The sequence below is a fragment of the Psychroflexus salarius genome, assembly GCF_900129035.1.
In the GTDB taxonomy this organism is placed as follows: Bacteria; Bacteroidota; Bacteroidia; order Flavobacteriales; family Flavobacteriaceae; genus Psychroflexus; species Psychroflexus salarius.
Genome location: NZ_FQTW01000001.1, coordinates 400,433 through 419,428 on the forward strand (window position 1 = coordinate 400,433; position 18,996 = coordinate 419,428).

Here is an 18,996-nt window from a genome sequence, read left to right on the forward strand (position 1 = left end):
CTAAATATAATAATAAAATTTAATTATTTACCCTATTGGGTTATATAAAAAGCCTATCAAAAAAATTGATAGGCTTTAAGATGATATATGACAACATACCTAATTATGACTTATACAGCTTCATAAGAGCTTCTGTAGATTGATCATGTGTTCCTGTTGAAGTTTTTGATTTGAGTTCGTTTAATATTGAGTTTGCCAGTTGCTTGCCTAACTCAACGCCCCATTGATCGAAACTAAAAATGTTCCAGATAACGCCCTGAACAAAAATTTTATGTTCGTACATTGCTATTAAACTTCCTAGGTTACGTGGCGTCAATTTGTCGATTAAGATTGAAGTTGTTGGTCGGTTACCTTCAAACACTTTAAAAGGTAATAAACGTTCGACTTCTTCTGCACTGATGTTTTTAGATTCTAACTCTTTTCTCACCTCTTCGGCAGTTTTACCTTTTAATAAGGCTTCTGTTTGAGCTAAGAAGTTTGCCATTAAAATATCGTGATGCTTTTTATCACCAAATAATGAATTTTTAAACCCGATGAAATCAGCTGGTATTAATTTAGTTCCTTGATGCAATAGCTGAAAAAATGCATGTTGCGAATTTGTGCCAGGTTCACCCCAAACTAAGTTTCCTGTTTGGTAATTGACTTTTTTGCCATCACGATCAACACTTTTACCATTACTTTCCATTGAAGCTTGTTGTAAATAAGGCGCTAATTTTTGTAGATATTGTGTGTAAGGAATAATCGCTTCACTTTCAGCATCTAAAAAATTATTGTACCAAATACTTATTAATGCAGAAATAACAGGTATGTTTTCAGAAAAATCGGCGTTTCTAAAATGTTGATCCATTTCTTCTGCACCTTTCAAAAGGGCTTTAAAATTTTCAAAACCTATTGACAAAGCAATAGACAAGCCAACTGATGACCATAATGAATAGCGGCCGCCAACCCAATCGTACATCGGATAGATATTATCGCTTGCAATTCCAAAGTTTTTAACCGCTTCAAGGTTTGTAGAGACCGCTACAAAATTATCTTTAATGCTTTCTTTATTAGTGTCGTTTAAAAACCATTCTCTAACCGTGTTGGCGTTAGTTAAGGTTTCCTGAGTAGTAAACGACTTAGAAACGATTAAAAATAAAGTGGTTTCTGGGTTTAATTTTTTTAAAGTTTGATGTACATGATCACCTTCTACATTTGAGATAAAGTGGGTTTTTAAACCTTTGTTATAGTACTGCAGAGCTTCAGTAACCATATTAGGTCCCAAATCTGAACCACCTATGCCAATATTAACCACGTCTGTAAAAGTCTTGCCAGCATAAGATTTCCATTCTCCAGAATGAACTTTATCAACAAAAGACTGCATTTGCTGTAAAACAGCTTCAACCTTAAGAACTATATTTTCTCCATCAACTTCAATCGAAGTCGTTTTTGATTGACGTAATGCTGTATGCAAAACAGCGCGATTTTCGGTTTGATTAATTTTATCTCCTGTGAAATAAGCTTCAATAGCATCTTTAAGCTTTGCTTCTTCTGCAAGTTGAAGTAATTCAGATTTAATGTTTGGGGAAATTAAATGTTTCGAATAATCAAATACAAATTCATTGAATTTAACATGAAAATTTTCAAATCGATTGATATCTGATTCAAAATATTCTAAGATAGAATCATTTTCAGCTTTACTTGCCGATTCTTTTAAAGAATTCCAAGCCTTTAATTGATTTGGGTTTAAATTATGTAAAGGCATTACTCAGGTTTTATAACGTTGTTTTTGTAATGTGCTATAAGCCCGTCTATAGGCCGTCTAATAATATTGCCGATATTAAGATGGTAACGTTTAGCCACATCACGAATAATATCTTCAGAGAAAAAAGCGATAGAACCAATAAAATGAATTGGTACATTTTGGGCTTGTTTAAAACACATCACGCGCCGTTCTATAAACTTCTCCATCCCTTCATAAATCAATTTATAAAAATAACCATTTCTCTCTTCAGCTGTAAAAATAAATTCAGCAAAAGAAGCTAAATAGGTATTTGGATTCTCTTCTTTGTAAACATTATGCTTAATTACATCAGCATTTAAATCATAACGCTTTTCAAACTCAACCGCTAATTCAATCGGCATGGTTTTGTAGTAATAATTTCGGATCAATCGTTTACCAAAATAGTTTCCACTAGCTTCATCCATAAGAACGTAGCCAAGTGATTCGACTTCCATATGTACATGTTTACCATCAAAATAACATGAATTTGAGCCTGTTCCTAAAATACATACAATTCCAGGTTCATTTGTAGCTGCGAGAGCAGCTGCAGCCATATCTTCATCGACATTTATTTCATCTGAAGCTTTAAAAAAATCCTTGAGTATTTTGGTGAGGTTTTGTTTTGGTGTATTTGTACCGCAACCTGCACCAAAAAAATCAACTCGGTCTACTTTGTTGATGACAGACTTTAGCTCATCATTTTCGTGTAAACGTTCTTTAAGAATATGAGGTTTAAAAACAGCAGGGTTTAAGCCTTTAGTTCTTGTACGAAGAACAACTTCTGCATTTTGATTAAGTAAAATCCAATCGCATTTAGTTGAACCTCCATCAGCAATTAAAATCATAATTTTAAGGTATTAAAAAAGCCTATTTGAGGATTTTCAAATAGGCTTAAAAGGTAAGGTTTACTTATAATTTTGCAATATGCATTGCTAAATCTACTAATTTGCTTGAATAACCGTACTCGTTGTCATACCAAGAAATTATTTTAAAGAAATTATCATTTAGTGCAATACCAGCATTAGCATCAAAATTTGAAGTTGCCTCTTCTGATACAAAATCTTGTGATACAACCTCATCATCCACATAATTTAATACGCCTTTTAGCGGACCATCAGCCGCTTTTTTCATCGCAGCTTTAACTTGGTCATAAGATACTGACCTTTCAGTTCTTACCGTTAAGTCAACTACAGAAACATCAGCAGTTGGTACACGGAAAGCCATACCTGTTAGTTTACCGTCAACTTCTTTAATTACTTTACCAACGGCAACAGCTGCACCAGTACTTGTTGGTATAATGTTATTGATGGCACTACGACCTAATCTGTAATTCTTACGAGAAGGTGAATCTACCGTGTATTGTGTTGATGTTGCAGCGTGAATCGTTGTCATTAAGCCTTCAACAATACCAAATTCATCATTCATCACTTTAGCGATTGGTGCTAAACAGTTGGTTGTACACGAAGCATTAGATACAACTGTATCTTGAGCAGTAGCGTCTTCATGATTAACACCCATTACAAACATTGGTGCTGTTTTTGAAGGAGCTGAAATAACCACTTTTTTAGCGCCAGCTTCTAGGTGTGCTGAAGCATTATCTTTTTCTTTAAAGATTCCTGTACAATCTAGTATAATATCTGCTTCAACAGCATCCCATTTTAAATCAGCTGGATTTTTTTCAGCTGTAATACGGATTGTTTTGCCGTCAACTACAAGATGTCCATCTTGAACTTCGACAGATTTATTAAACTTTCCGTGAACAGAATCATATTTTAGCATGTAGGCTAAATGATCTACTTCAAGTAAGTCATTAATTCCTACTATTTCAATGTTTTCATTTTCAGAAGCAATTCTAAACGCAAGGCGTCCAATTCTTCCAAATCCGTTAATTCCAATTTTTGTTTTCATAAATTAAAAATTTTGTGCCTGATGGCTCAACTTAAGTCGAGACTATATCGGCAACTCTTATTAAATCGTTATCTATTGTTTTTTGGCCATTTATAGCGACTTCGAAAGGTACGTGAACTATTTTTTTATGGCTCACTCCTACCATGATATTGCTTTTACCATCAATCAAAGCATCAACTGCTGCAACACCCAGTCGACTAGCTAAAACTCGATCATAACAACTTGGTGATCCACCACGTTGAATATGCCCTAAGACGGTAACTTTGACCTCATATTCTGGTAAGTTATCTTGGATATAGCCTGCTAGTTTGGTAATATTTTTACCAATTTGGTCACCTTCAGCAACAACTACAATACTTGAGGTTTTACCTGAAGTTCGACTTTTTCTTAAAGACTCTAAAAGACGATTTGTTCCAAGATCTTCTTCGGGAATTAAAATCTCTTCTGCGCCAGCTCCTACACCACTATTTAAAGCAATATCACCAGCATCGCGCCCCATAACTTCAACTAGAAATAGACGATCATGAGAACTTGCGGTATCTCTAATTTTATCGATTGCCTCAACGACTGTGTTTAAAGCCGTATCGTAGCCAATTGTAAAATCAGTACCATTAATATCATTATCTATAGTTCCTGGAATACCAATAACTGGTATATCAAATTCGTTACTAAATATAGAGGCACCTGTAAAAGTTCCATCTCCGCCAATAACCACTAAAGCATCAACATCTCTATTTTTCAAGTTTTGATAGGCTTTTTGACGACCTTCAGCTTCCCTAAAATCTTTTGAACGTGCTGACTTTAGAAAAGTACCACCGCGGTTAATAATATTTTTAACGGAACGCGCATCAAGGTCTATGAAGTCATTTTCAATTAAACCTTGAAAGCCTCGATATACACCAACACATTTTAGGTTTTGATAAGTTGTATTACGCACTACTGCTCTAATAGCAGCGTTCATTCCAGGTGAATCTCCACCTGATGTTAAAACGGCAATTTTATTAAGTTTTGTATTCATTACCTCAAATTTAAATTAAATATACATCATAACCTAAATCAAAACTCTTCTAAAACGTTTGCGGTTGATAACTATTTAATATTTAACTAATAAAAGCTTAATTTTTTATGGTTTTAATAAAATTCGATATTCCCAAGGCTCAAAATTATGTAAATCCTCAGAATTTAATGAAATATCTTTATCTGTCATAGCATCTTTAAAATCACCATTTATTTCAGCTGAAAATGATTTAGGCTCATCACTCATATTGGCCATAAAAATTAATTCAGAATTGTTTTTTAATCGTTTAAAAGCCAAAATATTAGCATCTTCAGATGTGGTTATACGCTGGTAATTAGCTGCTTTTTTAGCACCATCTAAAGCATCAATTGTGTTTTTTAATTTCCCTAGTTTCTCTAAAACTGGCCAAACTTTAGCTCTGGTTTTTGGTATACTATCTTTTTCGAAGAACTTTAGACGCTTATTCATGTCATATTCCTGACCACTGTAAATTAAGGGCATGCCTGGCAAAGTATATGAAAATGCTAACATTGTTTCTGAAGCATCGCCAAGACGTTCTTTTACTGTTCCATTCCATGAATTTTCATCATGATTAGTTATAAAATTCATTAAATAATCATCTTCTTGGTATGTTGTGTCAATTTTTTTCATGTAATTATCCCAATCGTTGACATTCATTTTACCTTGCGCTATTTCATTCATGATATGATGTCCTTCCCAATTATAACCCATATCAAAAGCTTCATAAAACAGGTCTTTATCTTCACTTTCGGCTAACATAAAAACAGGTTTAATTTCTTTAAGTTGTGGTACAATTTGATTCCAATAATCAGTGGGTACATTTCCTGCGACATCACATCTAAAACCATCTATATTATGCTCTTTTACCCAATATAACATTTCAGCATTCATAGCATTCCATAAGTCTTTATTTTCATAATTAAGGTGAGCAACATCGGTCCAGCCCCAAGATTCGCCTGTGTCAGGGTTAATAGGATCTGTCACATTACCATCTTTGTCTTTATGATAGTATTCTGGGTGTTGTTCAATCCATTTATGATCCCAACCTGTATGATTAGCTACCCAATCTAAAATAACATACATATCGTTTTCGTGAGCTGTTTTTACTAACTCATCAAAATCTTGTTTTGTGCCATAATTTGAATTTACAGCGGTATAGTCTGAAATTGCATAGTAACTGCCTAAATATTTCTTTTTTTCTTCTGGATCTTTTATGTCTTCGATTGAAAGGTCTCCTGTTGCCTTTCGGTTTTTCATAGAAATTGGGTAGACTGGCATTAACCAAATTACTTTTACACCAAGTTGCTTTAATTGTGGAATATCTTTCGTAAAAGCATCAAAAGTACCTTCTGGTGAATATTGACGAATATTAGCTTCATAAATAACAGAATTTGCTAAAACTTGGTTTGAAACAGGTTTAATAATTGATTTTTTCTCTTGGTTTTGATTGTCTTGTTTAGGCGCTTCATTACAAGCTAAAAACAAAACTGAACAACAAACAAGAAGACTTAAAAACTTTATATTTTTCATATTGATTTATTTTTTGATTTTAATTTAAAAAAGTGTTATTCTTTAGTTGTGAACATTGAGAATCCTGGTTTCAGTTGAAGTTGTTTCGTCCAATTAAAACTTGTATTTTCAAGAACATCATGAAACTGAACGCCGTTTAAATTTAATTCTTCAAATTTTGACAGGTCTAATGAACGAGACTCTTCATTAGTGTTAAGAAAAACAGCAACAACTTGGTTTTGATGAATTCTAAAAATAGGATAAATACCATCAAAAGGAGCAAAATGAACCATTCGGCCTTCTAAAATAGCTTCAGAAGTTTTTCTGAAATTCAAAATTGTTTTTAAAAAGCCTTGAAAGTCTAACTGTGTATCTGATAAGTTTTTTCGTGTAAAGGCATTTTGAAAATCTCCTTTCCAACCACCAGGAAAATCAGTTCTTATAAGTCCATGATCACCTCTCTTATCTGAATTTTCCATCAAAATTTCAGTACCGTAATAAATTTGTGGTGTTCTTGGTAAACTTAAAATTAAGCCAACAGCCATTTTAGTTTTATCAACATCTTCATTTAATTGTGTAAAGATGCGGTCCATATCATGATTATCTGGAAAAATCATGACATCTTTTGGTCTTGGATAGTAAAAGTCATTAGCTAAAGTCTCATAGATTTTAACCAAGCCTTTTCCCCAACCATCATTGCCTTCATTTAATGCCTGAACAATTTTCATTTGCATCGGAAAATCCATTACAGAGCGTAAATTAGAGTTGTAGCCATCGCTATTATTTTGTCCTTGCTGCCAATAGCCAACAACTAATTGGTCTGTAGACCATTCTTCGCCAACGATATTGAAATTAGGATATTCTGCCATAATTGCTCCAGCCCAATCAGACATAAATTCTTTATTGGGATAAGGATAAGTATCTTGCCGAATTCCATGAAGTTGAAGTGTTTCGACCCACCAAATGCTATTTTGAATGATATACTTTGCTAGAAAAGGATTTTTTTGATTTAAATCTGGCATGGTCGGTACAAACCAACCTTCGTGCATAATTTTAGAATCTAAATTAGAAGCATAAGGATCTTGATTAGTCGTTCTTCGGTGATTAGAAGTTGGTAATTCTTTTTTTGACTGGTAAACATTTTGAAAATTTAACCAATCTTCAAAAGGTAAATCATCCATCCACCAATGCTCGCTACCGCAATGGTTAGCAACCATATCCATTATTAAACCTATTCCCTTTTCTGAAGCTTTTTGCGATAAGTCTTTATACAATTCTAAATTACCAAATCTGGGATCAACTTCGTAAAAATCTGTAATTGCATAACCATGATAAGATGAAGACTCCATATCATTTGTAAGTAAAGGACTTGACCAAATACTTGTAAAACCCATATCAGAAATATAATCAAGATGATTGATAATTCCTTGAATATCACCTCCATGACGCGCATAATTATTGTTACGGTCAATCTTTGTTTCACGCATAGTTTTGACGACATCATTCTTGGTGTTTCCGTTTGCAAAACGGTCAGGTGTAATTAGGTAAATAGCATCAGTATGGTTAAACCCTACAAAGTCTTCAGCTGGTTTCTCTCTAGATTGTAATTCGAAGTCAAAAACCAAATTTTTAGTGCCCTTTTTAATAAATTGAATTTCAATAGATCCAGGACTTGCTTTTTCTGAAATTGAAAGATCAATAAATAGATAGTTAGGACTATCTGCTTTATGGATTTTAGTTATTTCAACCCCATCATAATTTAACTTAGGCTCATAAGTTGAAATTTCTTCTGCATGAACCAATAGTTGAATGTTATTCATTTCCATTCCAACCCACCAGTTTGGTGGCTCTACCCGTAAGTTTTGAGCTTTCAATTGAACAGAAAACAAACCCAAAACAAAAAAACAACAAAAACTTAATTTCAAAAATGCTAAGTGCTTTTTATATTCCATAATTTTATTTTTCAATAATACTTATTGCAAAACCACCACCTGAAGCCGATTTCAATTTTAGGGTAGACTTGCTACTAACTTTTTTTGTAGAAATTTTATACGCCTGTGGATTCGTTTTATAATGAGCGTCTTTGGCATCAGCATAAATCGTAGCCTCATAAGTTTTACCGTCTTCTAAAAAATCTAGCTTTAAGCTTGTTTTTCGTGGTGTGATGCCATTAACGTTACCAACAAACCAACTTGAAGTATTTTTGGCTTTTCGAGCAACAGTAATATATTCACCTGGTTCAGCCTCTAAATAATGACTTTCTTCCCAATCTACAGCCACATCTTTTATAAACTGAAAGGCGTCCATAAAGCGTTTATAATTTTCAGGTAAATCGGCTGCCATTTGTAACGGACTATACATGGTAACATACAAAGCTAACTGATTTGCAATGGTAGAATTTACATGAGAATTATTGTCAGGATTTAATTTACTAATATCCATTTCGAATATACCTGGTGTATAATCCATTGGTCCGCCAATTAATCGCGTAAATGGCAGTATCGTAACATGATTGGGTTTTGAACCACCAAAGGCTTGAAATTCTGTGCCTCTAGCCGATTCATTCCCAATTAAATTAGGATAAGTTCTTCTAAGTCCCGTTGGCCGAACTGCTTCATGAGCATTGACCATAATTTTATAGTCGGCTGCTTTTTTTACGGCATATAAATAATGATTAATCGCCCACTGGCCGTAATGATGCTCACCTCGTGGAATAATGTCTCCAACATAACCACTTTTTACAGAGGTATAACCAAATTTATTCATGAATTGATAAGCTGTATCTAAATGACGTTCATAGTTTCTAATCGCTCCAGAAGTTTCATGATGCATCATCATTTTTATATTTTTTGAAGCCGCGTAGTTCTGAATTTCAACCACATCAAAATCTGGATAAGGTGTAACAAAATCAAATACATAATCTTTTGAGTGTCCAAACCAATCTTCCCAGCCTTCATTCCAGCCTTCAACTAGTAAAGCATCAAAACCATGTTTAGATGCAAAATCAATGTATTCTTTTACATGCGCTGTATTTGCAGCATGCGTTCCATTTGGTTTGGTTTTAGTGTAATCGGTTTCACCTAGCTTAACCGAAGGTAAATCATCTGTATAATTCCAACTGCTTTTGCCGGTAATCATTTCCCACCAAACACCCATATATTTTATAGGTTTTATCCAAGAGGTATCATCAATCTTGTTGGGCTCATTCAAATTTAAATTCATGTTTGAAGCTAAGATATCAGTAGCAGCATCGCTCACCATAATGGTTCTCCAAGGCGAAACAGCAGGCGCTTGTAAATAAGCTTTATTACCTATTGCATCTGGCGTTAGCCAAGATTTAAAAGTTAGTGTAGGTTCATCTAAATTTAAATTCATTAATGAATATTCTTTAAGAGCTGCTTCATGCAAATTAATGTAAAGCCCTTCTGAAGTTTTCATCATCAGCGAGGTTTGAACACCAGTTTTTGAAAATTGCTCTTGAGATGCATTACCAGTTAAAGCTTCATCAAACAATTCATTTATTTCTGAAAGTTTTGATGTGGTATAATCATATTCTTGCGTATCATAATCACCTGGAATCCAAAATGCAGTATGATCAGCTGTCATTGCAAACTCTGTATGTTCGTCTTTAATTACAAAATAGGTCAGTTTTTCTTGCTTTGGGAACTCATATCGAAACCCTAAACCTTCATTAAACAGTCGAAAACGAACGATGATATACCTATCTTTGCTAGGTTGCAATAATGTAACAGCCATTTCATTGTAATGATTTCGAATACTAGATTGCTCGCCCCAAACTGGCGACCAGGTTTGATCGAAAGTAGATGTCGAAATATCAGTTATTTCAAAAGTATTTAATAACGAAGTATCATCATTCACTAATTCTAACCCAAGCTTACTTTCAGCTATGACGGTTTTATCTTTGTAGCTTAAGGTGTAAGTTGGCGTGCCATCTTTTTTAAGTTCAAACTTCAATTGAAGTTCGGTATTGGGTGAAGACAACTTTTGCGCATGTAAATTCGCAAAAGTTATCAAGGTTAATAAACTTATAAAGATTGTTTTCAATGTTGTATAATTTAAAGGTTAATTAACTTCAACAGACCTGTAATATTAATTTGATCTGTTGAAGTTTATAAAAATTTAAGCACTTACGGTTTCAGCTTGAATAGTTCTAGATTCACCATTAACCATAACTTGTATTTGTTCTGCGCCTTTCAACTGAAAATCGACACCAGATTTTGAAACTGTTACCGTTAAAATCTGATTTCTAAAATTCACTTTGAATGAATAAGAATCCCATTGAGATGGAATTTTAGGCGCAAAATGAAGCTGATTATTTTTTACACGCATTCCGCCAAAACCTTCAACAATGCTCATCCAAGTTCCGGCCATAGATGTAATATGGCAACCTTCTTCTACCTCTTTATTATAGTCGTCAAGATCTAAGCGTGAGGTTCTTAAGTAAAACTGATAAGCTTGATCCATACGGTTTAATAAAGCAGCTTGAATGCTATGAACACAAGGAGATAAAGATGATTCATGAACTGTAAATGGTTCATAAAAATCAAAGTGGCGCTCAAGTTCTTCAGTTGAAAAGTGATCCTCAAAAAAGTAAAATCCTTGAAGCGTATCGGCTTGTTTAATGTAAGGTGAACGTAAAATTCTATCCCAAGACCAATATTGATTAATAGGTCTCAATTTTGGGTCTAAATCACTAACCTTAATCATTTCTTTATCTAAAAACCCGTCTTGTTGTAAATAAACTTGATGTTCTTCAGAAAAAGGAAAATACATTTTATCTGAAACCGCTTTCATTTGCGTTAACTCAACTTCAGTTAATTTCGTTTTATGTAAAATTCTTGAAAAGTCTTCAGGATAATTTTCTTTTAAAATTTCGAAATTTTCTAACATATAATCGATACACCATTTTGCCATATAATTGGTATAAAAATTATTATTAACGTTATTTTCATACTCATTTGGTCCCGTAACACCTAGAATAACATATTGGTTTTTTTGTTTAGAAAAAGTGGCTCTTTGTTGCCAAAAACGAGCAATAGCGATTAAAACTTCCATTCCCATATCAACTATGTAAGAATAGTCATTTGTAAAACGGTGGTAGTTGAAAATTGCAAAAGCAATTGCACCATTTCTATGAATTTCTTCAAACGTAATCTCCCATTCATTGTGTGATTCTTCGCCATTCATGGTGACCATAGGATAAAGAGCAGCTCCATTTTCAAAACCTAACTTTTCTGCATTTTCTATAGCTTTATCTAAGTGCTTATAACGGTATTTCAGCAAGTTTTTGGCTACTTCCTGATTTTTTGTGGCCATATAAAATGGTAAACAATAAGCTTCTGTGTCCCAATAAGTACTACCGCCATATTTTTCGCCTGTAAAACCTTTAGGACCAATGTTTAAGCGATGATCTGTTCCGGTGTAAGTTTGGTTAAGTTGAAAGATGTTAAACCTGATACCTTGTTGCGCTTTAACATCTCCATTAATACTTATATCACTCATCTCCCAAATTGAAGACCAAGCTTCTTTTTGTTCTTGTAATAGTTGAAGGTAACCAAGTTGATTTGTGGTTTGTAAAACTTGCTTAGCGGCATTAATTAACTGATCTTCAGCATAATTTAAAGACGTTGTATATCCAGCAATTTTCTGTAGTGTGAAACAATCGTTTGCATTAACTTTTGTTGTGTACTTCAAAGCAACTTTAGCATCAGTTTTAAATACTTCTGGTGAAAGTTCTACTTGTTCATGATTAATCAATAAACGAGATTCCATAAATGTACACACCTGATAATTGGTTTTCATGGTGTGAGACCTTATAAAGGCTTGATGATCTTCGGTTTGACTACCTAATATATTCCAAAATTTATCGTCCCAATTAGAATCTTGGTTTGTAATTCCGGCATCAATATATGGTGCATAAGAAATATTAGCTGAAGCATTTAAAGGTGTAATGTTATAATTGATAACGCCAACTTCATTATGTGCTAAGCTTAAAAAACGTGTAGCTTCTACTTCAATTTGAATGTCATTAGGAAGCGTGGCAATAAAGCTCCGTTTGTGCCAGCCTTCTTTCATATTCAATTCGCGCTTAAAGTTTTTAACTTCTTTACAAGTATTGAGATCAAATGTTTCACCTTCAATAGTGATATGGATTCCTATAAAATTAGGCGCATTTAAAACTTTAGCGAAATATTCAGGATAGCCATTTTTCCACCAGCCAACACGGGTTTTATCAGGGTAATAAATACCGCCAATGTAGCTTCCTTGAAAGCTTGGTCCTGAGTAATCTTCTTCAAAATTAGCACGTTGTCCCATCGCGCCATTTCCTAGACTAAAAAGGCTTTCTGAAGACTTAACATTAGACTTATCGAAACCATTTTCAATAATAGACCACTCATTTGGTGTGATATAATCTTGGTTCATTGTTTCTTTAATTTTATTGATTTAGGAGTTTTTCTAAAAAATTTTGACTGATTTCGGTGAAATCTGAAAATACGTAATTGGCCTCGCCTAAAACAGAAGTTTTGCCAATACCAATACTTAACATCTCAGCTGTGTTTGCTGCTTGAACACCAGCAACTGAATCTTCAAAAACAACGCAATTTTGAGGTTCACAATCTAATTGCTTGGCGGCTGTTAAAAAAACCTGCGGGTCTGGCTTTGCTTTGGTTACGACAGTACCATCAACTATAGCATCAAAATAATGCGTTAAATTAACCTGTTTTAAAATTCGCTTGGCATTTTTACTTGCCGAACCTAATGCAATAGGAATTTCTTTAGACTTTAAGAAATCTAAGGTTGACTTGACATCTGGCAAGATATCATCTTGGGTCATCTGGTCTACAAAACTAAGATACTCTGTGTTTTTTTGTTGCATCAGGCTATCAAACTTTTCTTGAGGTAATTCTTTGTTACCCCATTGAAGTATTTTTTCAAGCGATTTAATTCGGCTGACGCCCTTAAGCTGTTCGTTTTCTTTTTCTGTAAAATTAATATCGATGGAGTTAGCAAGGTTTTTCCAAGCAAGAAAATGGAATTTAGCAGTATCTACAATTACGCCATCGAGGTCGAATATAATTGATGTTTTAGTCATGATTTAAATTTTGATTCTTAGTCTGAATATCGTCTACATCTTTAACTTTTATAACTAAAAAAGCTGCTATAACCATGCTTATACCTGATAACAATAATGCAAATATAGCTTGATTTCCATAGGCATATTTAACCAATGGACCGCCAATAACTCCATTTAATATTTGAGGCAAAACAATAAAAAAATTGAAAATACCCATGTAAACGCCCATTTTCTTAGGATTTATGGCACCTGCAAGAATAGCATACGGCATTGATAAAATACTTGCCCAAGCTATTCCTATACCTATCATAGGCAATATAAGCCAATAACGATCAGGCATGATGTAAATTGAAATAAAACTTAAGCCGCCAATTAGTAAAGCATAAAAGTGGGTTTTCTTTCTACCAATTTTTTTAGCGATTTTTGGAAGATAAATAGCTACTGGAATGGAGACGAGATTATAAACCCCAAATAAAATCCCAACCCAATCGCCGGCTTCATTAAATAGTTCGCTAGACGAATCTGTATGTGGCAACCCGTAAAAATGTTGTGCGATTGCAGGAGTTGAAAACACCCACATTCCAAATAATGCAAACCAAGAAAAAAACTGGACCCAGCTTAATTGTTTCATGGTTGGCGGCATTTTTACAAAATCAACAAAAATATCACTAAGCTTTGCCTTTTCTTCTTCAATAAGGGTTGTTGCTGAGTTTTGTTCATTTAATTTATTTTCAGCTTGCTCTATAAGTTTAAGTTCTTCAGGAGAATATTCTTTTGTTTTAGCAATAGTCACTAAAATTGAAACTAATAGTACAACAGCACCAATGATAAATGACCATATAAGATTTAAAGGAACATTACCTTCAATGGCACGATTGCTTAGGCCAAAATACTCTGATAACACGTATGGCAACCAAGACCCAATCACGGCTCCAATACCAATTAAAATTGTTTGTACAGAAAAACCTAGCGTTCGTTGTTCTTTATCAAGAACATCGGCTACCAAAGCCCGAAATGGCTCCATTGAAATGTTAAATGATATATCCATAATCATTAACATTCCTGTACCGACCCACAAGGCAGGCAAAAAAGCGATAAATAAATCTGCTTGCGGTAAAAGAATTAAGCCAATTGATGCTAATATAGCACCAATTAAAAAATAAGGTTTTCTTCTTCCTAATTTCGTCCAGGTATTATCACTATAATGCCCAACTAAAGGTTGAACTATTAAACCTGTTATTGGCGCGATAAGCCAAAACCATGATAGCTGATGAACTTCTGCACCAAAGGTTTGTAAAATTCTGCTTGCAAAACCATTTTGCAGTGCGAAACCCATTTGAATACCTAAAAAGCCAAAGCTAAGGTAAATAATTTCTAAGGTAGAAAGTTTGCGTTTTTGCATATCGTTTTATTTGATTAAAACGATAAGTCAAGAATTAATTTCAAAACTTATCTTAAATAGGAAGTAAAAGTATAAGCTTTGATTATTTGGACAAATATATCAAAAATTATGACTCATTACTATTCAAAGTCGTTTCTCTTTCTATAATATCTGTCTCAACAACAACCGTTTTATAATTTTCATCTTCTGTTTCATCGGTGCTTTCAAGCCTATTGATAAGGAGTTTTGCGGCTTGACTACCCATGGCTTTACCATGTTGACTGACCGTAGTTAATGGCGGAAATGCGTGCTTTGAAAGTACACCATCAGTAAAACCTACAAATTGAATGTCTTGAGGGATAGAATAACCTAATTCTCTTGCAGCCTTCATTGCTGTTATAGCATAGAGCTCATTTACAGCGAAAATAGCATCAATTTCATTATGTTTTAAATAATTTTTTATTTGAGTCTCTAAATGTAAAAGTTCATCTTGAGGTTTGTTGTTATCTTCAATCTTAAGAATAAGATTTTCATCTAAATTGATATTATTAAATTGTAAAGCCTCGACATAACCTTTAGTTCTTAAACGTCCAACACTAACGTAATCTTCGGTTGTGATAATCCCAACTTTTTTAGCGCCCGAATCTATTAATTTTTGAACCGCTTTTCGTGAAGTGGCTATATCATCTACTACTATTTTATCGCAAATAATTTCATCTAAAACCCGATCAAACATAACTATTGGTATACCTTGATCAATCGTTTCAAATAAGTGGTGATAATCTTTTAGGGCTAATGTCTCCTTCGCAACTGAAATAATAAAACCATCGATACTCCCATTAGCAAGCATTTCAAGATTAATCACCTCTTTATCAAAAGACTCGTTAGATAAACCAACAATAACATTATAACCATGAGAGTTTGCGTAATCTTCAATACCTGAAATGACAGTAGTAAAGAAATGGTGAACAATCTCAGGAATAATAACACCAAGCGTTTTAGTTTTCTTATTTTTTAAACTTAAAGCAATATTGTTGGGTTTGTAATTGTAGAGTTTAGCAAAGGCCCGAACTTTTTCTTTCGTTTCATCACTTATTTCTTTACTATCGCGAAGCGCCTTAGACACTGTTGAAACGGAAACATCTAACTCCTTGGCTATAATCTTCAAAGTGGGCTTTTGTCTCATTTTTTACAATATCTGGAATTATTTCCTAAAAATACTAACTAATTCGAAAAAAACAGCCATTAAATAAAATATCTGAAAAAGTTTTCAACACGAAAACGTTATCGTAGATTTATTGAGTTTGAGTATACATTTAGTTTACATACTTTTAACATCAGGAAGTAAAAGTATATTAATTCTAATTTAAATTTTTACGTATGCAAACAATTAAACATTTGGGCTTTATACTACTATTATTGCCCATTAGCCTCTTTGCCCAACAAACTGTTAAAGGTACTGTTGTCGGTGAAGATGGTGTGCCAATTCCTGGTGTTAATATTTCTATAGAAAACACTAACAAGGGAACAACTACCGATTTTGATGGTAATTACTCAATCGTTGTAGAACAAAATCAAGTGCTAAAGTTCTCGTATTTAGGCTTTAAGCCGAAAAAAGTAACTTACACTAATCAAAATGAAATTAACATTACACTTCAACTTGACACAGCTGTTTTAGAAGAAGTTGTCGTTGTTGGTTATGGTACTGCAAAGAAAGAAGACTTAACTGGAGCGGTTGATTTGGTAACTCCAAAAGATTTCAACAAAGGTCCAATTAATTCAGCACAACAACTTATTACTGGTAAAATTGCTGGTGTTAATGTTACCTCAGCATCAGGTTCACCTGGTGATGGCCAAAATATTACAATTAGAGGTTTAGGCTCATTATCCTTAACTAGTGAGCCACTTTATGTTATTGATGGTGTACCAATTGATAATGGTGGCGTTGGTGGTTCTCGTAATCCATTAAATATTATTAACCCTAACGATATTGCAAGCATCACGGTTTTAAAAGATGCTTCAGCTACAGCTATTTATGGTTCTCGTGCCGCGAATGGTGTTATCCAAATTACAACTAAAAAAGGAAAAGACACCAAAGAATTTCGTTTTAATACATCCTATAATAGAACCATTAGAAATACTGTAGAAACTGTTGATGTACTAGGTGCTTCAGAATTTAGAAACTTAGTACAAACAATTGGTAATGAAAATCAGATTTCAAGATTAGGTGATGCTAATACAGATTGGCAAGACCAGATTTATGCTGATCAAGCCATGGGTGGTGAATTTAATACGAGTGCATTAGGTAATGCCTATGGTGTACCAATGCGCGTGTCTTTAGGTTATTCTGACCAGAATGGTATTTTAAGAGGCGATAACTTTTCAAGGTTAACAGGGTCTTTAAACCTGACGCCTACTCTATTAGACGAAAAGCTAAAGTTGACTTTTAATGCAAGAGGTTCTTATGTAGAAAATACATTTGCAGATCGTGGTGCTATCGGCGCAGCCGTGGCTTTTGACCCGACTCAACCGGTATTCGACGAAAATTCGCCGTTTGCCAATTACTACACTTGGTTAGATGGTGATCGTCAGCGTGGTTTAGCTACAACAAACCCAGTTGCTTTATTAGATTTAATTGATGACACTTCTGAAGTAAGAAGATTTATTACCAACTTAAAAGCAGATTATAAATTAACCGATGAGTTGACTGCAACTATAAATGCTGGTTATGACGAATCTAATAGTAATGGAAGACGTATAACTTCTAGTGATATTCCTACATCAGATGCTCCTGGAAGCGGTTTGCAAACAGGCGCTAGAACTGAATTTAGCCAAATCCAAAAAAACAAATTATTTGATGCTTACCTCAATTATAAAGGTAGCTTTAACGATGTGCATAACATTGATGCTACAGCTGGTTATTCTTACCAGGAGTTTGAATTTGATAACTTTAGCTATGATAGCGAGCGCGAGGAACAAGGCTTAGAATCTGAATTCATCGACAAATCTAGAAGCGTATTATTATCTTATTTTGGGCGTGTTAACTATAATTTTGATAGTAAATACTTAGTCACAGCAACCCTAAGAGCTGATGCCTCGTCTAAATTAAATCCAGACGATCGTTGGGGTTATTTTCCATCATTTTCAGCAGCTTGGAATATCCATAATGAAGATTTTATCGAAGAATCTAGCGTCATTAATGAATTGAAATTAAGAGCTGGTTATGGTGAAGTTGGTAACGTAAATGGTTTAGGAGATTACCGATTTTTAACACGTTATGTTGCTAGTCAACAAACAGCTAATTATCAGTTTGGAAATTCATTTTTACAAACCTTCAGACCAGAGCCAGTCAATGAAAATTTAAAATGGGAAGTCGGTTCAACTATAAACGTTGGTTTAGATTATGCTATTTTAGATAATCGTATTTCTGGTTCAGTAAATGCTTACAGAAGAGAAACAAAAGATTTAATTGCATTTACGCTTGTAGATCCATTTACAAACTTCGGTAACCGTATTGATGCTAATATTGGTGATATGGTTAATGAAGGTATAGAATTTACTTTAAACCTTAGACCAGTTGATACTGATGATTTTCAATGGGACATCAATTACAACATATCATTTAATGAAAATGAAATTACAAGACTACCAGACGAACAAAACGTTGGTGGTATAAGTGGTGGTACAGGTAATAATGTTCAAATTCATCGCGAAGGTGAAGCGCCTTTTAGCTTTTATGTTTACGAACAAGTTTATGACTCAAACGGTAGCCCTATAGAAGGTGTTTTTGTAGATAGAAACAGCGACGGAATCATAAATAATGATGACCGATACATTAAAGAAGATCCTTATGCAGATGTGCTTATGGGCTTAAACACTAACTTAAGCTATAAAAACTGGGATTTATCTATTCAATCTAGAGCAAGCCTTGGTAACTATGCTTATGATAATGTAGCTTCTGCTAATGGGTATGAAAGACGAGCAACTGATAATCAGATTTTATCAAACCTTCACGTTGATTATTTAAATACAGGTTTCAAAACTATTACTGAACAAAACTTGTTAAGTGATTATTATGTACAAGAAGCCTCATTTTTTAGAATTGATAATATAACTTTAGGTTATAATTTTGATAGTTTATCAAAAAATGCGAATTTTAGGGTGTATGGATCTTTACAAAACGCTTTAGTTGTAACCGATTATGATGGTATCGATCCTGAAATTTCTGGAGGAATTGATAACAATTTCTATCCAAGACCAAGAACACTAGTTATTGGTGTTAATGTTGATTTTTAAAAAAA

The 18,996-nt window shown here is 33.8% G+C and carries 12 protein-coding genes; 1 reads left to right on the forward strand and 11 read right to left on the reverse strand.

The window, feature by feature from the left end; translation table 11 throughout:
- Positions 1-103: 103 nt before the first annotated feature.
- From pgi to BUB82_RS01900, 11 genes are all read right to left on the reverse strand, one after another.
- Positions 104-1,744 (reverse strand): glucose-6-phosphate isomerase, encoded by a 1,641-nt coding sequence (gene pgi / locus BUB82_RS01850; RefSeq protein WP_073191227.1) that lies wholly within the window; start codon positions 1,742-1,744, stop codon positions 104-106.
- A complete protein-coding gene (locus BUB82_RS01855) occupies positions 1,744-2,607 on the reverse strand; it encodes a BadF/BadG/BcrA/BcrD ATPase family protein (protein WP_073191230.1) in 864 nt (287 codons plus the stop codon). Before BUB82_RS01855 ends, pgi begins: the two co-directional genes overlap by 1 nt.
- A 64-nt stretch (positions 2,608-2,671) precedes the next feature.
- Positions 2,672-3,670: a type I glyceraldehyde-3-phosphate dehydrogenase gene (gene gap / locus BUB82_RS01860; protein WP_073191234.1), complete on the reverse strand. Its 999-nt coding sequence runs from the start codon at positions 3,668-3,670 to the stop codon at positions 2,672-2,674.
- A gap of 31 nt (positions 3,671-3,701) precedes the next feature.
- On the reverse strand, positions 3,702-4,688 hold the full coding sequence (pfkA, locus tag BUB82_RS01865; RefSeq protein ID WP_073191237.1) for a 6-phosphofructokinase: 987 nt from the start codon (positions 4,686-4,688) through the stop codon (positions 3,702-3,704).
- A 105-nt stretch (positions 4,689-4,793) separates the two neighbouring features.
- Positions 4,794-6,239 (reverse strand): alpha-amylase family glycosyl hydrolase, encoded by a 1,446-nt coding sequence (locus BUB82_RS01870; RefSeq protein WP_073191240.1) that lies wholly within the window; start codon positions 6,237-6,239, stop codon positions 4,794-4,796.
- Positions 6,240-6,274: 35 nt separating this feature from the next.
- A complete protein-coding gene (locus BUB82_RS01875) occupies positions 6,275-8,170 on the reverse strand; it encodes a glycoside hydrolase family 13 protein (protein ID WP_073191859.1) in 1,896 nt (631 codons plus the stop codon).
- 4 nt (positions 8,171-8,174) lie between these two features.
- Positions 8,175-10,283, reverse strand: a complete 2,109-nt coding sequence (locus BUB82_RS01880) for a glycoside hydrolase family 97 protein (protein ID WP_073191243.1) — start codon at positions 10,281-10,283, stop codon at positions 8,175-8,177.
- A gap of 75 nt (positions 10,284-10,358) precedes the next feature.
- Complete coding sequence (locus tag BUB82_RS01885) at positions 10,359-12,662, reverse strand: glycoside hydrolase family 65 protein (RefSeq protein WP_073191247.1); 2,304 nt, start codon at positions 12,660-12,662, stop codon at positions 10,359-10,361.
- A 13-nt stretch (positions 12,663-12,675) separates the two neighbouring features.
- Positions 12,676-13,332 (reverse strand): beta-phosphoglucomutase, encoded by a 657-nt coding sequence (pgmB, locus tag BUB82_RS01890; protein WP_073191250.1) that lies wholly within the window; start codon positions 13,330-13,332, stop codon positions 12,676-12,678.
- Complete coding sequence (locus tag BUB82_RS01895) at positions 13,325-14,716, reverse strand: MFS transporter (RefSeq protein ID WP_073191252.1); 1,392 nt, start codon at positions 14,714-14,716, stop codon at positions 13,325-13,327. The genes pgmB and BUB82_RS01895 overlap by 8 nt, the downstream gene beginning before the upstream one ends.
- A gap of 106 nt (positions 14,717-14,822) precedes the next feature.
- Positions 14,823-15,881, reverse strand: coding sequence for a LacI family DNA-binding transcriptional regulator (locus BUB82_RS01900; RefSeq protein WP_073191255.1), 1,059 nt, complete (start codon positions 15,879-15,881; stop codon positions 14,823-14,825).
- Positions 15,882-16,075: 194 nt separating this feature from the next.
- Between BUB82_RS01900 and BUB82_RS01905 the strand changes: the two genes are divergently transcribed.
- Positions 16,076-18,991: a SusC/RagA family TonB-linked outer membrane protein gene (locus tag BUB82_RS01905; protein WP_073191258.1), complete on the forward strand. Its 2,916-nt coding sequence runs from the start codon at positions 16,076-16,078 to the stop codon at positions 18,989-18,991.
- Positions 18,992-18,996 lie beyond the last annotated feature (5 nt).

Excerpts from the sequence above, each read along its gene's own strand:
- gap (WP_073191234.1), bottom strand. The coding sequence starts at position 3,670 with ATGAAAACAAAAATTGGAATTAACGGATTTGGAAGAATTGGACGCCTT.
- pgmB (WP_073191250.1), bottom strand. The coding sequence starts at position 13,332 with ATGACTAAAACATCAATTATATTCGACCTCGATGGCGTAATTGTAGAT.
- BUB82_RS01895 (WP_073191252.1), bottom strand. The coding sequence starts at position 14,716 with ATGCAAAAACGCAAACTTTCTACCTTAGAAATTATTTACCTTAGCTTT.
- BUB82_RS01855 (WP_073191230.1), bottom strand. The coding sequence starts at position 2,607 with ATGATTTTAATTGCTGATGGAGGTTCAACTAAATGCGATTGGATTTTA.
- BUB82_RS01875 (WP_073191859.1), bottom strand. The coding sequence starts at position 8,170 with ATGGAATATAAAAAGCACTTAGCATTTTTGAAATTAAGTTTTTGTTGT.
- pfkA (WP_073191237.1), bottom strand. The coding sequence starts at position 4,688 with ATGAATACAAAACTTAATAAAATTGCCGTTTTAACATCAGGTGGAGAT.
- BUB82_RS01905 (WP_073191258.1), top strand. The coding sequence starts at position 16,076 with ATGCAAACAATTAAACATTTGGGCTTTATACTACTATTATTGCCCATT.
- BUB82_RS01900 (WP_073191255.1), bottom strand. The coding sequence starts at position 15,881 with ATGAGACAAAAGCCCACTTTGAAGATTATAGCCAAGGAGTTAGATGTT.
- BUB82_RS01870 (WP_073191240.1), bottom strand. The coding sequence starts at position 6,239 with ATGAAAAATATAAAGTTTTTAAGTCTTCTTGTTTGTTGTTCAGTTTTG.
- pgi (WP_073191227.1), bottom strand. The coding sequence starts at position 1,744 with ATGCCTTTACATAATTTAAACCCAAATCAATTAAAGGCTTGGAATTCT.
- BUB82_RS01885 (WP_073191247.1), bottom strand. The coding sequence starts at position 12,662 with ATGAACCAAGATTATATCACACCAAATGAGTGGTCTATTATTGAAAAT.